A 15,197-nucleotide genomic window follows, 5' to 3' on the forward strand; every position below is an offset into this window, starting at 1 on the left:
ATGGCAGGGATGACAACCAGAGAATTACTGGAAAAGCTTTATAACCAGGATTATGAGAAATTAAAGGGAAAAAAGCTGCGTATGACCAGGGTAAGGGTTCCGGGAAAGGAAGTGTGCCTGGCGCATGTGATCAATCCTTCACAGAGCTGTATTTATCAGAATCTTGGTCTGCATATTGGAGTCCATGAGGGAGAAGACCACACAGGAGAAGCAATTGGAATGATTCGTTTTACCCCATGGGAAGCAGTGGTTGTAGCTGCTGATATTGCAGTGAAAAGTGCAAATGTGGAGATTGGTTTCATGGATCGCTTCAGCGGATCATTGATCCTTACGGGAGGTCTGACGGAAGTTCAGACTGCAGTGGAAGAAGTGGTGAAATTTTTTAGAGAGGTGCTTGGCTTTAAGACTTGTGCAGTTCACAAAAGTTAAAACATACGAAAAGTCAGTTATTCTGTACCGATGGTGCTTATGTAACTGCCGGAATAGCTGAGAGAAGTGAAAGGGACAGACATTAAATATGAAGAAAATATTTCTGATGGGCAGAAGTGAAGCAGGTAAGACTTCATTAACGCAGGCATTAAAAGGCGAAAAACTTCATTATGTAAAAACGCAGTATACGAATACGGATGATGATACCATTGATTCTCCGGGAGAGTATGCAGAGTCCAAGCATTTCAGCGTAGGGCTGGCCTGTTTTTCTTTTGAAGCAGATGTGGTGGCAATGGTACAGTCAGCAGATGAACCTTTCAGTTTGTTTGGCTATGGCAGTAATGCATTTATTCTGAGACCACTGATAGGAATCATTACGAAAATAGATTCTCCTTATGCGAATGTTCCAATGGTGCGTCAGTGGATGCTGAATGCAGGATGTGAAAGAATTTTTCTGGTAAACAATGTGACCGGAGAGGGGATTGATGAGCTGAGAGCGTTTTTGAATGAGGATGTTCCAAAGCTGAGTCTGGAAGAAGCAAAATTCAGACAGAGTCTTGGTCTGAATGAATGGGATCCGCTACCGGAAGGTGTGGAATATTCATGCCAAAACACCTCACGGAATAGTGGTGTGTGAACAGTAACGAATGAACAATAATAATTTGGAAAATATATTGATAAATAGTTGACAAGCTTGTTGCAGGGTGTTATTATAATGACAGTATAATTCCATACAGAACATATTAAGTGCTGATACTGTGAGAAAGAACAGTACAGAAAGAGGGAATCAGGTGAGAAACCTGAGCGATCCGGTCACTGTAACAGAGGAGCAAATCTCAGAATGTCCATTGTGCCATAGCATGAGAAGGAGAGAGGAGCGATGAGCCTGGAGCCAGGAAACCTGCTTGGTATGGCGAGGTTAAACTTCCGTGTAAAGTGTAACAACCAACTCCGTTGAATCCGCAGCTTCGGAGTGTTGTCTGCTTTTATCTGAAGGCAGACATTTTTTATGGAATGCGCCTGTTCTTTATGAATTATACATGATTAAATGGCAGGCGATACTACTTCGGATTTATTCGTTCCCTCCGCGCACTCATGAACGGATTTTTTTCTACCCCGGGGTAGCATCGCTCCCTCTTATTAATTTTAAATGTATGATCTGTGAAAAATACTGTAATGAATTTTCAATGCTTTGTTATGTGAAGAGAAATTGATAATTTATTAGAGTATTTTTTTTATTTCGTCCTCTGATGGGTGGGATTGATGGAGACTGAGAAAACGGAATTATTCTGGAAAGATAAAAACTTGCAACAGGAGAGGAGAGGTAGCAATGGAGAAACCTTATTGGGAAGGGAAAGAATATTCTTATTTCAGTCATAAGAAATGTGAATTTTTTCCGTGTCATAAGAATGCAAATCCGGATGATTTTAACTGTCTGTTCTGTTATTGCCCGCTATATGCCCTGGGTGAGAAATGCGGTGGGAATTTCCGGTATACGGAAAAGGGAATTAAAGACTGCACAAACTGTATGCTTCCGCATAAGCGAAAAAACTATGGATATGTCACAGGAAAATACCAGGAACTGGCTGATATGATGAAAAGAGCAAAGGAAAGTATCAGCAAATAAGAGGAGAATGTGTCGCTGCTTAGAACGGAGTGAACAGTAACAATGTGTCAGATTAGCACAAATAAGAAAGAACGATTTTCATTGTAATACAATGCTTGTTCTGCTAGAATAAGGATAGCAAAAGAGAAGAGTCTGTAAGATTTTCAAGTCTGTTCTGAGTTAGTATATAAAGCATTTCACACACATTTTCCACACTTTTCACATGTACAGAAGAAAATGCATCACAGGCATTTGACGTCTTTTCCTGGCGACATTTTCTTGTTGGCAGAGCTCTGCATTTCTACATAGAGCCGTCGGAAAACAGGGAAAATTCACTGTTTTCCGACGGTTTTTGTCATTGATCATGGTTGAAAAACAAAAAAGATAATGATATAATGATATTATATTTATGTAAAGGAGTTAACTACTACATGAAAAAAAGAAATACAGCGATACGCGCATTGTCAGTTTTTCTGGCTTATGCAATGGTTTATACATCGGTACCAGCTGCGGGTCAGGAAATGTTTGGATCCGGAGTCAACAGGGAGACAGAAGAAAATACATCAGATCTGAAAGAATTTCAAAGTTCACAGGCAGATGAATTTGGAACAGATACGGGATCGGATGCAGAATTGTTCGGAAGCGATGATGCAAAACAGGAGTTTCAGGATGGAGAAAACTCAGAAGAGGGTACAGACGGAATCAGGTATATTAAGGGCCGTCCGTTGACAGAAGAGGAAAGAAAGGAAGAACTGGAACCCTTTAAAAATTTAAAACCTTTGGATCCGGGAATTGAAGTGGAGAGTGATCTGACATCAGTTTATGCTGCATATGGAAACAGGGAGGCTGCATTTCCATCTTCCTATGATGCCAGAAAGGAAGGATTAGTTACGCCCGTAAAGAATCAGAATCCATTTGGAACCTGCTGGGCTTTTGGTATGGCAGCAATCATGGAGACTTCGCTTCTGGCACAGAACAAAGGAACCTACGATCTGTCAGAAGAACATTTATCATATTTTTTCTCCAACAGACAGAATGATCCTCTTGGAAATACCCCTGATGATAAGAATTATGTACTGGGAAATTATCACGTGATAGGAGGTAATGATCACCTGGCAGCGATTTATCTCAGTACATGGTCGGGAATGACCACAGAGGCCGATGTACCATTTCCTACGGATTCTTCGCATCAGAATGATCTGACTGTGCAGATTCCGGAAAGTAAGGCTTATAATTCTGCAGCATATCTGAAAAATGCATCTGTTTCCAAATACAGTGAGGAACGTATGAAAGAAATGCTGCTGAATGACCATGCAGTATCCATTATGCTTTATATGAAGGAAAGTTATGTAAATCCGGACACAGCTGCATATTGTTATCCTGTTGGAAAATCAAATTCGACTGTAATTAATCATATTGTGACAGTGGTCGGATGGGATGATACGTATTCAAAGGATAATTTCCTTCCTGTTTCCAATGTAACATCTGATGGTGCGTGGATCATCAAAAACAGTTGGGGGGAGAAGAAAGGAGACGGAGGATATTACTATCTTTCTTATCAGGATCCCAATATCAGTAAACTTGTAAGTGCAGAGGCAGTGGCTGCTTCGGATCAAAAGTACAGGAATAATTATTTTTATGATGGTTCTTCAGCACTTTCAGTGATTCCGATACAGGCGGGACAGTCAGTAGCAGCAGTTTATGAGACAACTGCAGGAAAGGGAAAAGCAGAAGTCCTGGGGGAGGTTAATCTTGTTACAAACAGTGACAATGCCTGTTACAAAATTCAGATATACACCGATCTGACAGATCCATATGACCCGGAAAGCGGGACTGCTGCATATGCTGCTCCATATGAGTTTGAACAGCCAATCGCAGGTGTACAGACTATCAGTGTACCAGAGGTGGTTTTGAAACAGGGAAGCAGATATTCTGTTGTGATCACAAACAGTGGGATTGAAAAAATCAGCTTTGGAGTGGAAGCAAAGTCCAGTTATGGGAACTGGTTTACCTGTACGGCGGGGATAGAAACAGGGCAGACATTCTATAAGGGTGCATCGGAAACGGCCAGGTGGACAGATGGAAAGACGAAAAACTGGACGGCAAGGATCAAGGCACATACAAGGACCCTGAATCAGTCATGGGTGCCGGATACACCGGTATTTCAGGTGAAGGCATATAATTCCGGATATAACCTTATTTCATGGGAAAAAGTTTCCGGAGCTACAGGATATTATGTGTACAGAAAACCTGCAGCAGGTGGGAAGTGGTCCCAAATTGCAGATGTCGGGACATCGGAATTAAAATATAAAGATAGTAAGGTTACGGCTAATGCATCATACCGTTATACAGTAAAAGCATATTATGAAGCATCCGGAAAAAGATATTCAGGTAAATATAAAACCGGCGATGTGATTAAAGCAGCACCTGCAGTGCAGAAGGTTACTTCTGTGAAATCTGAGAAAAATGGAATCCGTATCCGGTGGAAGCCTCAGAAAAAATGTGACGGCTATTATATTTACAGAAAGAAAAAAGGTGGTTCCTATCAATTGATAAAGAAAATTTCCAATGGAAATAGTTCTTCTTATCTGGACAAAAAAGCACAAAAAGGTGTATCATACTATTATGCGGTAAAAGCATATGTTAAAGAGCCATATGGAAATACATACAGCAAATATAAAAGTTCATCTGCTGTAAAAAGAAAATAAGAAATGAAGGAAAGAGATTATGAAGAGAAGGTTTGGAGGAACAGTAATAGCAATGGTACTGTGCTTTATTCTGACAGTGGTTTCTGTTTATGCGGATGATGGAAAGGGTCAGAATCCGGATTATGTAACAGATTATTATATGATCGTACAGAGTACACAGGGCGGGGTAGATATTTATGATGAAGCAGACACTCAGAGTGTTAAACTGAATGACAGCAAGATCTCAAATGGAACTGCCATTCACGTTCTGGGTGAGAAGAATGGAGCAGACAATAAAAAATGGGCATATACACAGTACCATGGAATGAACGGATATGTTCCTATGGATGATCTGGATCCGGCTTCCAGAGAAGAAGCTGCCAATGAGGAATATCGTACTTTCGGAGGCAAAGATGTGGATTTCGAAGTAAAGGTTCATGGAAACGTATCGGTTTATAACGGACCTGGAGAGAAATTTGATCAGGTTTCAGGAACAGAGGGAATCGCAGATGGGACAACTGTACATATTTTTCAGCATGTTCAGGGAGAAGACGGAACAAACTGGGGGAAAACAGACACAGATGGTGTAACACAGGGATGGCTGAATCTTGATCGTGATACAGATTACGTAAATGAAAATGTATCCGCAGATGCACCGGAGGCTACAGGCACATCAGGAAATGTTCCGGTGGCTGCTGTTACACCAACACCGGAAGCAACTCCAACTCCGAAAGCCACACCAACACCAGAGGTAACACCTACAGAAAAAGTGACACTGACACCGGAGGCAACACCTACAGAAGAAGCAACACCGACACCGGAGGCAACACCTACAGAAGAAGCAACGCCAACACCGGAAGAAACAGAGAAGCCTGCTTCGACAGAAGACAAGGAATCCGATGATAAGCAGAGTCAGAAAACATCAGGAAAGAATGTAAAAGCAGATTCAGGAATGAAGAATCCTGTAATCTGGATTAGTGGTATCGGGATTATTGTTATCATAATTTTACTTATTTATTTCCTGAAGAAGAAAAAGTAAGAGTTAAAATCATTAAAGAATGCCGTCGACGGCAGAGAACAGTTACAAAATAAACAGTGGAACTAAAAGAGCAGCGCATCGGATGATGCAGCTGCTCTTTTTAGAAAATGTGTGTGTATAATTGAGACGTTATGAGGAAACCTCAAATCAGTCTTAATTAACAAAAACTATTAATGTGTGTGCATATATAGTCTACAATTTTTTTGCAATTTAATCAAGATGGAATTTTATAGAACGTGATATATTTGTTACTGTTCACACACCACTATCCCGCGAGGTGTTTTGGCATGAATATGCCAAAATCCCGAGACATACAAGCCAAAATTCCATTGCCGCAGGCAATCTGGAATGAATTTTGGCTATGTTACTGAGAACGGAGTGAACAGTAACATATATTTTTGAGGAAAGAGGCTATTCAGACTTTTTACTTGCGTAACTCTGGCGGGAAACGTATAATAGGAAAAAGCAATACTCGAGGGTGAGGAAAAGAGGATGAAGATAACAGAAGAACTGTTAAATGAGATGAAAATTAAGGATGAGAACTTTTCTGACGGTCTGATCAAGCCGGACGGCGATTACGTAAGAATACCCAGAGGACATCTTCATGGAATGATGGAATTGCTTCCATGGACAGAGAACGAAATCTGGAAAATGATCCCGGATGATGATTCTCCGCTGTTCTGGCTGATTGAGAAAACAGGATGCGTTCTTACGGATTATAATAATTCTATTGGCATGAAGATGACACCTGCTCAGCAGACTGTGTTTGATATGATGCGAAAACATGGGGTTCTTACAGATGATTATTACGATCTGACGAAACAGAGGGAGAAAGTAAGAGAAGCCAGAGAACAAAAAGAGAATCGAAAGCAGTAGTTAAGTGTATATGAATATATGGAATTGAAGCGATGGAAAAGTATGCTCATTAAAGTCATCCGACGCAGAAGCAACAATATACGATATTAAAAAGCAGCATATCAGAGTTATGGATCATAACCTGATATGCTGCTTTTAGCGTGTCTGAAGAAAAAACTTCAGTTTTGGAATCTGATTGTTGAGAATCAGTGATTCCGGAAACATAGCCTGGTGGACAAATTCTGCGGAATAAGTGAAATCGCCCACATGATCTTTTCCGTGACTGTCGCTGGATAAAATGATCGGAATCTCATATTTCTGACAGAAATAAAGAATTTCAGTCGCATTGGATGTTGTATCTCCGCGATAGCCGTTTGGAGAAAGAGAAGCTTCGTTTATTTCAAAGATAACATTCTCCTGCAATGCAGCAATAGCCAGAGTTCTGTAATCCACCGGGAAATGCGGATCATCACAATGCCCGAGGACTTTTACAGCAGGATGTTTCATGGCGTTGATATAGGCCAGGGTATTCTCAGCAGCAGCGCCGGAACGGTAATTCTGCTGATGCATACTGATGATCGCATAATCCAGTCCATTCAGCAGATCATCTGACAGGTCGATGTGCCCGTCAATATCAAGAATGTTCAGTTCAACGCCATAAAGAACATCAATTCCAAAGCGTTTTTTGGGACAGAATGGAAGACTTCTGAAATATGAGGAAGTCCCGGAAGTGAGAGTCCCGGGACCATGATCTGAAATTCCAAGAAGCTTCAGACCCTTATGACTGGCTTCCTTTGCCATATCTGAAATGGTACAGGTGGTGCCGTGCCCACTGGCAATGGAATGCGTGTGAATATCGGAGAGATACATATAAGTTTTTCTTTCTGAATGAAAAATAAGCGTGTCAGGAATGCTTTATGAGACAAGTATGGCAGAAGAAAAATGAAATGTCAATCATAAAAACAAAATAAAAATGTTACTGTTCACTCCGTTCTCAGTACCGTAGCCAAAATTCATTCCAGATTGCCTGCGGTAATGGAATGAATTTTGGCTTGTGCGTCTCGGAATTTTGCCACATTTATGCCAAAACACATCGCGGAATAGTGATGTGTGAACAGTAATATAAAAATATCAAAATATCCAAAACAGAAGAAAAATAAATATACAACTCTACTATGATCTGACGTAGGATTTCACATTCTGATGAGCTGGATTAGGATGCGTTATTTACGAGGATTGCTATAAACAGATTGTTGTCAAATACAATTCGAGAGGAACTCAGGTCTGTGGGGTGATGTTTGGAAAAGGCTGTCTTTGATGTTGCTTATTATTCTTGACGATTGAATCAGAGGACTTACCTGATTTTGTTTAAAACAACAAAAACAGGCATAAAACAACATACTCACTAAAATAGTAGATATATTATGAGATAACTGCTGCTTTTTAATGTAAAAAGATTGAAAATTAATTAACAATATTAGATTTGTTAGTGAAAAATAGATAATTAGAATTGGCATATATGCACAAGAAAAATGTTTTGTTTGGTGAATTTGACGTGAAAATCAAATTTGAATTAGAATTTTTGTTCAAAATATGATATGAATAATTGGCTAAAACTACTGAAATACAAAAAAACGGACAAAATGACACATTGTTATGTTTACAAAATTGGTGATATATGTTAATATAAACTCACAAAAACAAAAATGCTTCGGCAAAATATCCAAAAAGGAGGAATATCATGAAGAAAAAATTAATCGCAGCGTTACTCTCAGCAGCTATGGTGGTTTCTGCAGTTCCTGTATTTGCAAGTGATGCAGCAGCAGACGAGGAAACAGCAACAGAGAGCAGTACCGAATCTCCGTTAGCGGGCAAGAAGATAGCATATATTATGTACATGTCATCAGCAACTATCTTCCAGATGTGGTCGGATTCATTTACCGCAACAGCAGAGAAGCTTGGTATGGAAGCAAGTACTTTCTTCTGCAACGATAATGCAGATACATGGAAGAGTACAATTGAACAGTGCGCGCAGGGTGGTTATGATGGATTGATGGTTTCCCATGGTGGTCAGGAATACGCATATGATTTCCTGTCAGGAATCCTGGAACAGTATCCGGATTTGAAGATTGTTACATTCGATACACCATTTAAAGATGCAAATGGTGAGACTGCTAAGATTGACGGTGTTACACAGTTCTTCCAGCAGGATGCAGGATTTGCTGAATCTCTGGTTCAGGCTATCCTTGATATGTATCCGGACAAAACAGAGGCAGGCGAGCCTGTAAATATTCTTCAGGTTCAGCAGGGCGCCGGATATAACAGCCCGTTCGACCGTCGCCAGGTAGGTTATGAACCATTTGAGACAGATGGAAAGATTAAAACAGTTGAGAGAATAGCACCAATTGATGATCAGAATGCTACTTCATCTATGCGTGATGTAACTGCTGCTACTTTACAGAAATATGGCGAAGGCGATATTGATGGTATCTGGTGCTGCTATGATGCATATGCACAGGGCGTATATCAGGCGCTGCGTGAAGCAAATTCCGATATCCCAATGGTATCTGTAGATATCTGTAATGAAGATATCCAGTTCATGCAGGAAGGTAAAAACTGGAAAGCATGTGCTACAACAAACTGGACATCTAATGGAGAATTTGCATGCCGTGTATTAGCACTTGAGATGGCAGATCAGTATGAAGACATTGAAGCTGCTTCCTGCTACTATGCAAATCCGGGCGCCTGGATGGAAATTCCTTCAGTTATTGTTACCCAGGAAATGGTTACATCTAAGGAAGGTATTAATATTGAGAACCTGGCAGAGGTTGCTGGAGAAGACTATTCTGATACTTCTTGGATGCCTACATGTGATTGGATGGTATCAGCACTTGGACACTAATCCTTTCAAAAGGACAGTAGTTAATACTGAAAATATCTAAGTAAAATGAGGCGTCGGGGTTCAAGGCTCCGACGCCACTTTTTCCGTACTGGATTATCTGTGGCGGAAAATAATTACGGAAAAGAGGGAATATATGGATAAAATCACACTTGGAACACGAAAAGTTTCCATAGAATTTCCTGGTGTAAAGGCCCTTTCGGATGTTGATTTTGAAATTTCAACCGGTATGATCCATGCAGTTATGGGAGCGAACGGAGCCGGTAAATCGACATTGATGAAAGTTCTGGCTGGCTCAAATCCAGATTACACAGGAGATGTTTTGTATAACGGAAACGTCGTGGAATTGAGAAATCCGGCTGCCGCAAAGAAACTCGGCATCCAGATTGTATATCAGGAAGTTGATATGGCGCTGATTCCGACACTTTCAGTAGCTGAGAATGTAATGTTTAATGACATGGTCATGAACATGGGACATAAACAGTTTGTCAATTATGGAAAGATTAGAAAAGATGCAAAAGAGGCTCTGGCCCGCCTGAATATTGATATTGATGTAAAGAGATGGTGTGGTACACTGACACTGGCGCAGAAACAGATGGTCCTGATAGCGCGTGCGGTTCAGAATTCATGTAATTTCCTGATACTGGATGAGCCGACAGCACCATTATCAGATACGGAAACAGAGGAACTGTTCCGTGTTGTAAAACATTTAAGAGAAACAGAAAATATTGCTATTATCTTTATTACACATCGTATCCAGGAAGTCCTCAGAATCTGTGATTCTTACACGGTTATGAGAAACGGACAGGTTGTGGATACAACTCCGATCACACCACAGACAACTTCAAAAGAGATCGTTGATAAAATGCTTGGACGTTCTTTTGAGGAGAATTTTCCGAAAGAAGTCTGTGAAATCGGAGAGAAATCATTTGTAATAGATCATCTGACCGAACGCGAGAATCGTGTAAAAGATGTTTCTATGTACGTAAGAAAAGGAGAAATCGTCGGACTTGCCGGTCTGGTAGGTGCAGGAAAAACAGAACTTTGTAAAACTATTTTCGGTGCATACCATAAATCGGGAGGTACGCTTACATTAAATGGCAGGGAGCTTAAGATAAAGAATCCGTCCGATGCCGTAAAGAACAGAATTGCACTGGTACCTGAGGAAAGGCGTAAAGAGGGCGTGCTTGTTGCAGAAACAGTTACCTTTAACATATCCGCAGCGTGCCTTGGAGATTTCTGTACCATGTCTTTCGTAAATGACCGCAAGACAGCGCAGAAAGCAAAAGAATATGTAAAGAGCCTTAGTATTAAGACGCCTTCGGTAAAACAGAGGGTTGCATATCTTTCAGGAGGAAACCAGCAGAAAGTTGCTGTTGCCAAGTGGCTGGCAGCAGACTGTGATGTATATATTTTTGATGAACCTACAAAAGGTGTAGACGTTGGTGCAAAGCAGGAAATCTTTCATCTGATCAATCAGATTGCAAAAGACGGAAACTGTGTCATTTATGCTACCTGCGAGAATTCGGAGCTGTTATCCATAACAGACCGCATGTATGTTATGTATGATGGCAGGATTATGGCAGAACTTGAAACTGCAAAGACCACCGAAGACGAGATCATGCATTATGCTACAGGTTCGGAGGAGAAATATGCAGGCTGATATCTGAGCAGATATCGGGCATCAATGTATTGGGAGGAAAATAATATGGTTCAGAATTCAAAGATGAAAACGATTGGGAAAGGGTTACTGAGCTGGGCTGCTGTAATTGTGCTTGTGGTTTCAGTTGTTATCTTTACAGCAATCAAGGGCACGGCATTTTTTTCAGTGAATAACCTGATGAATATTCTCCGTGCCATGTCAGTAGTTACAATTTTTGCTCTTGCAGCAACTGTATCTATGGCACCGGATGGATTTGATATGTCAGCCGGTACACTGGGTACTTTCAGCGCCTATGTTTTTGCAGCACTGTTTCTGTGGTTTGGCGCTCCCTTATGGCTGGCTATTGTTCTTACTATTGTGTTTACAATGGTAATGTATCTGTTGACAATGTTCTTAATACTGGTATGTAAGATTCCGGATATGCTGGCAACCTGCGCACTGCAGTTCGTACATGCGGGTCTTGGTCTTGCATTTACAGGCGGCAGCGCTGTATCTGCAGGTCTGAGTGCTCCGAAGTGGTTTGGCGCACTGCACGGAGGAGATGTGACTCCTCTTCGTAAAGGATGGACAACCGGTTCTATGAACATTGGTAAATCCCCTTATATCATCATTATCATGTTGCTCTGCGTAGTTGTATGCTGGGTACTTCTGGAAAGAACAAAACATGGTCGTTATTTATATGCAATGGGCGGCAACAAAACAGCAGCAAAACTTTCCGGTATCAATGTTAAGAAATACAGATTTATGGCAGGTATGTTCGCAGCAGTATTTATCGCAGTTGCAGGTATTGTTGTATGCTCCCGTAACTCAGCAGCTCAGATCAACAGCTGTGACAGTTACCTGATGAGTTCCCTGGCAGCAGTATTTATCGGACGTTCTGTAGGCGGTGCTGAGAGACCGAACGCTCTTGGAACAGTTGTAGGTGCTCTTCTTATTTCCACACTGGAAAATGGTCTGACAATGTGCGGCGTTGTTTACTATGTACTTCCGGCAGTTAAAGGTGCGGTTCTTTGCCTGGCGCTGGTTGCAGCGTATATCACTGTAAAAGAAGATTAATTAAAAGCATGAAAGAGCAATTTGTGACGGATAATGAGACGGAATATGGAGGAAAAAATTATGTCAAAGTTTGATACTTATTTTCTTATGAAAACAGATGATGCAATTGAATATGCAAAGGAAAAAGTTTCGCAGATCGAATGGGATGCTGACAGCATGACTGCAAAGGAAATCGGAGATGGAAACCTTAACTATGTATTCAAAGTAACTGATGCAAAAGGTCACAGCGTAATTATCAAACAGGCTGGTGTAGAGGCACGTATTTCTGCCGATATGAAACTGGATACAGACAGAAACAGAATCGAATCTGAGATCCTTGTTCTGGAGGGTAAACTTGCACCTGGATATGTACCGGAAATTTATTTCTATGATACAGTAATGAGTGCATGTGGTATGGAAGACTTAAGTGATCACGAGATCATGCGTACAGCAATGCTGGAACATAAGATTTTCCCGAAATTCGCAGATCAGATTTCTACATTTATGGCACAGGTTCTTATGGGAACTACAGATGTAGTGATGGATCATCAGGAGAAAAAAGAACTCCAGCGTAAATTTATCAATCCGGAATTATGTGATATCACAGAAGCGCTGGTATATACGGAACCATACAACGATGAGAGAGGACGCAACCGTGTATTTCCTCCAATTGCAGACTTTGTAAAAGAAAAACTTTATGAGGATCAGGGACTTCATTGTGAAGTTGCAAAATTAAAAATGGATTTCATGACAAGAGCGCAGTCCCTGATCCATGGTGATTTACATACAGGTTCTATCTTTATTAATGAAGAAAGTACAAAAGTATTTGATCCTGAGTTCTGCTTTTACGGACCGATGGGATATGATATTGGTAATGTGATTGCAAATATGATTTTTGCATGGGCGAACGGTGATGCGGCAGGTGCGGCAGACTTCTGTAAATGGGTAGAGGATGTTCTGGTAGATGTCATCAACATGACAAAAGAAAAAATGGAAAAATATTATGATGAACATGTAACAGATACTATGTGCAGGAATGAGCTGTACAAGAAGTACTATATGGATACTATTATTGAAGACACTTCAGCAGTGGCCGGTCTGGAACTGATCCGTCGTATTGTTGGTATGGCTAATGTAAAAGATATCACAACAATTGCAGATGAAGCAAAACGTGCACGTGCAGAGAAGATCTGCATCACGGCTGCAATTGATTTCATCAAAAACAGAAGTGATAAGAAATGCGGCAAGTGCTTCCTGAAGACTCTGAAAGATGCAATTGCCGAAGTAGACGCATAAAAGTTGCTGTTCACACGTTGCTGAGCGCTGAGTGAACAGTGACGTGTGAAAAAACATAATTGATAAAAGGAGATGGATATTATGGAAAATGCACTTAATCTGGATACCGTAAAACTTGCGGAAAATAAAAAAGAAATCGTAATCCTGGATCAGACACTTCTTCCGAACCAGTGCAAATATCTCAATATTTCCACAGCAGGAGATATCTGGGAAGCAATTTATTCGCTGAGAGTAAGAGGAGCTCCGGCAATCGGTGTTACAGGAGCTTATGCATATTATGTGCTCGCAGATCAGATTGAAACAGATGACAAAGAGGAATTTGTAAAAGAGTGCACAAAGATGATGGAGTATATCAACTCATCCAGGCCTACAGCAGTCAACCTTTCCTGGGCTCTGAACCGTATGCATAATGTAATGCTTACAGAGAAAAATCATATGAATATTCCGGAACTGAAAGCTCGTCTGATGAAAGAAGCAGATGATATCAGAGAAGAAGATATTCAGATCAGCCGTAATATTGGCACTTATGGATTTGAACTTCTGGAGAAACTTGGAAAAGGCGTCGGTATCATGACACACTGTAATGCGGGAACATTGGCTACAGCGAAATACGGAACTGCATTAGCTCCAATGTACATTGCTCTGGAACACGGCTGGGATCCAAAGAATGATCTTCATGTTTACTGTGATGAAACCCGTCCGCTTCTGCAGGGAGCAAGATTGAGCGCATATGAAATGCAGGCAGCCGGTATCGACACTTATGTACAGTGTGATAACATGGCTTCTTATACGATGAAAAGCGACAAGATTGGAATTATCTTTGTGGGCTGTGACCGTGTAGCTGCAAATGGAGATTTTGCAAACAAGATTGGTACGAGCGGAGTTGCCATTATTGCCAAACATTACGGAGTTCCGTTCTATGTATGTGCACCGTCATCTACCATTGATATGACTCTGGAATCTGGTGATGAAATTCATATTGAACAGAGGAAAGGTGAAGAAGTTACTGAAATGTGGTATGAGAAACGCATGGCTCCGGAAGGAGTCGGTGTTGTAAATCCGGCTTTTGATGTAACGGACCACAGTCTGGTAACAGGTATCATTACAGAAAAAGGTATTGCTTATGAACCATTTAAAGAATCCTTTGAGAAAATGGGGATTAAACCTGTGGAGAAATACGTAGATAAAAAATAATAGCCATATACAAAAAACCGGAATGAGGATTTTCATTCCGGTTCTTTTTGTGAACTGTATTGCTCATAATGATGAGCAGTGACAGATGGTCAGTAATAACGAACATTGTTTTTGTCCAGAAAATCTTTCCATTCCGGTGAGAATTCTGTGTCCAGAATAATGCCGTCTCATCATCATCATCATCATCATCATCATCATCATCATCATCATCATCATCATCATCATCATCATCATCATCATCATCATCACATCCACAGTAATCATCATCATCATCATCATCATCATCATCATCATCATCATCATCATCATCATCATCATCATCATCACATCATCATCATCATCATCATCATCATCATCATCATCATCAACATCATCATCATCATCATCATCATCATCATCATCATCATCATCATCATCATCATCATCATCATCCATGATCATTCATCATCATCATCATCATCATCATCATCATCATCATCATCATCATCATCAAA

General features: G+C 40.7%; 13 protein-coding genes and 1 riboswitch. Of the genes, 11 read left to right on the forward strand and 2 right to left on the reverse strand.

The window, feature by feature from the left end; genetic code table 11:
• The 6 genes from AC075L_RS11055 to AC075L_RS11080 all read left to right on the forward strand — a co-directional run bounded on the left by AC075L_RS11055 (position 1) and on the right by AC075L_RS11080 (position 6,637).
• The gene (locus AC075L_RS11055) at positions 1–429 is read left to right on the forward strand and encodes a BMC domain-containing protein (RefSeq protein ID WP_008705594.1); all 429 of its coding nucleotides are present in this window, start codon (positions 1–3) and stop codon (positions 427–429) included.
• An 88-nt stretch (positions 430–517) separates the two neighbouring features.
• Positions 518–1,066, forward strand: a complete 549-nt coding sequence (locus tag AC075L_RS11060; RefSeq protein WP_118409553.1) for a EutP/PduV family microcompartment system protein — start codon at positions 518–520, stop codon at positions 1,064–1,066.
• A 91-nt stretch (positions 1,067–1,157) separates the two neighbouring features.
• A riboswitch (cobalamin riboswitch) is annotated at positions 1,158–1,352 on the forward strand.
• 407 nt (positions 1,353–1,759) lie between these two features.
• Positions 1,760–2,056 carry a cysteine-rich small domain-containing protein gene (locus tag AC075L_RS11065; protein ID WP_476387682.1) on the forward strand — a complete coding sequence of 99 codons (297 nt, stop codon included), beginning with the start codon at positions 1,760–1,762 and terminating at the stop codon, positions 2,054–2,056.
• A gap of 410 nt (positions 2,057–2,466) precedes the next feature.
• Positions 2,467–4,743, forward strand: a complete 2,277-nt coding sequence (locus AC075L_RS11070; protein ID WP_022381076.1) for a C1 family peptidase — start codon at positions 2,467–2,469, stop codon at positions 4,741–4,743.
• Between the two features lie 19 nt (positions 4,744–4,762).
• Positions 4,763–5,761 (forward strand): hypothetical protein, encoded by a 999-nt coding sequence (locus tag AC075L_RS11075; protein WP_022381077.1) that lies wholly within the window; start codon positions 4,763–4,765, stop codon positions 5,759–5,761.
• A 492-nt stretch (positions 5,762–6,253) separates the two neighbouring features.
• Positions 6,254–6,637, forward strand: coding sequence for a hypothetical protein (locus tag AC075L_RS11080; protein ID WP_008705589.1), 384 nt, complete (start codon positions 6,254–6,256; stop codon positions 6,635–6,637).
• Positions 6,638–6,772: 135 nt separating this feature from the next.
• Here the strand turns inward: AC075L_RS11080 and AC075L_RS11085 are convergent, their stop codons facing one another.
• Complete coding sequence (locus AC075L_RS11085; RefSeq protein WP_055057226.1) at positions 6,773–7,486, reverse strand: phosphatase; 714 nt, start codon at positions 7,484–7,486, stop codon at positions 6,773–6,775.
• An 871-nt stretch (positions 7,487–8,357) separates the two neighbouring features.
• Here AC075L_RS11085 and AC075L_RS11090 point away from each other — a divergent pair.
• From AC075L_RS11090 to mtnA, 5 genes are all read left to right on the forward strand, one after another.
• On the forward strand, positions 8,358–9,518 hold the full coding sequence (locus tag AC075L_RS11090; RefSeq protein WP_476387683.1) for a substrate-binding domain-containing protein: 1,161 nt from the start codon (positions 8,358–8,360) through the stop codon (positions 9,516–9,518).
• Between the two features lie 133 nt (positions 9,519–9,651).
• Positions 9,652–11,178 carry a sugar ABC transporter ATP-binding protein gene (locus AC075L_RS11095; RefSeq protein ID WP_026649809.1) on the forward strand — a complete coding sequence of 509 codons (1,527 nt, stop codon included), beginning with the start codon at positions 9,652–9,654 and terminating at the stop codon, positions 11,176–11,178.
• Positions 11,179–11,223: 45 nt separating this feature from the next.
• Positions 11,224–12,234: an ABC transporter permease gene (locus AC075L_RS11100; RefSeq protein WP_026649810.1), complete on the forward strand. Its 1,011-nt coding sequence runs from the start codon at positions 11,224–11,226 to the stop codon at positions 12,232–12,234.
• A gap of 60 nt (positions 12,235–12,294) precedes the next feature.
• Positions 12,295–13,509 carry an S-methyl-5-thioribose kinase gene (gene mtnK, locus AC075L_RS11105; protein WP_026649811.1) on the forward strand — a complete coding sequence of 405 codons (1,215 nt, stop codon included), beginning with the start codon at positions 12,295–12,297 and terminating at the stop codon, positions 13,507–13,509.
• Between the two features lie 72 nt (positions 13,510–13,581).
• Positions 13,582–14,703, forward strand: a complete 1,122-nt coding sequence (gene mtnA, locus AC075L_RS11110) for an S-methyl-5-thioribose-1-phosphate isomerase (RefSeq protein ID WP_119253614.1) — start codon at positions 13,582–13,584, stop codon at positions 14,701–14,703.
• 63 nt (positions 14,704–14,766) lie between these two features.
• On the opposite strand, the gene AC075L_RS11115 is transcribed toward mtnA, so the two are convergent.
• The gene (locus AC075L_RS11115; protein WP_476387684.1) at positions 14,767–15,138 is read right to left on the reverse strand and encodes a hypothetical protein; all 372 of its coding nucleotides are present in this window, start codon (positions 15,136–15,138) and stop codon (positions 14,767–14,769) included.
• Positions 15,139–15,197: the final 59 nt, after the last annotated feature.

The organism is Blautia sp. ZXY-1-B12, assembly GCF_056339915.1.

Excerpts from the sequence above, each read along its gene's own strand:
- AC075L_RS11075 (WP_022381077.1), top strand. The coding sequence starts at position 4,763 with ATGAAGAGAAGGTTTGGAGGAACAGTAATAGCAATGGTACTGTGCTTT.
- AC075L_RS11080 (WP_008705589.1), top strand. The coding sequence starts at position 6,254 with ATGAAGATAACAGAAGAACTGTTAAATGAGATGAAAATTAAGGATGAG.
- mtnK (WP_026649811.1), top strand. The coding sequence starts at position 12,295 with ATGTCAAAGTTTGATACTTATTTTCTTATGAAAACAGATGATGCAATT.
- AC075L_RS11115 (WP_476387684.1), bottom strand. The coding sequence starts at position 15,138 with ATGGATGATGATGATGATGATGATGATGATGATGATGATGATGATGAT.
- AC075L_RS11055 (WP_008705594.1), top strand. The coding sequence starts at position 1 with ATGGCAGGGATGACAACCAGAGAATTACTGGAAAAGCTTTATAACCAG.
- AC075L_RS11085 (WP_055057226.1), bottom strand. The coding sequence starts at position 7,486 with ATGTATCTCTCCGATATTCACACGCATTCCATTGCCAGTGGGCACGGC.
- AC075L_RS11100 (WP_026649810.1), top strand. The coding sequence starts at position 11,224 with ATGGTTCAGAATTCAAAGATGAAAACGATTGGGAAAGGGTTACTGAGC.
- AC075L_RS11065 (WP_476387682.1), top strand. The coding sequence starts at position 1,760 with ATGGAGAAACCTTATTGGGAAGGGAAAGAATATTCTTATTTCAGTCAT.
- AC075L_RS11095 (WP_026649809.1), top strand. The coding sequence starts at position 9,652 with ATGGATAAAATCACACTTGGAACACGAAAAGTTTCCATAGAATTTCCT.
- AC075L_RS11070 (WP_022381076.1), top strand. The coding sequence starts at position 2,467 with ATGAAAAAAAGAAATACAGCGATACGCGCATTGTCAGTTTTTCTGGCT.
- AC075L_RS11090 (WP_476387683.1), top strand. The coding sequence starts at position 8,358 with ATGAAGAAAAAATTAATCGCAGCGTTACTCTCAGCAGCTATGGTGGTT.
- mtnA (WP_119253614.1), top strand. The coding sequence starts at position 13,582 with ATGGATATTATGGAAAATGCACTTAATCTGGATACCGTAAAACTTGCG.
- AC075L_RS11060 (WP_118409553.1), top strand. The coding sequence starts at position 518 with ATGAAGAAAATATTTCTGATGGGCAGAAGTGAAGCAGGTAAGACTTCA.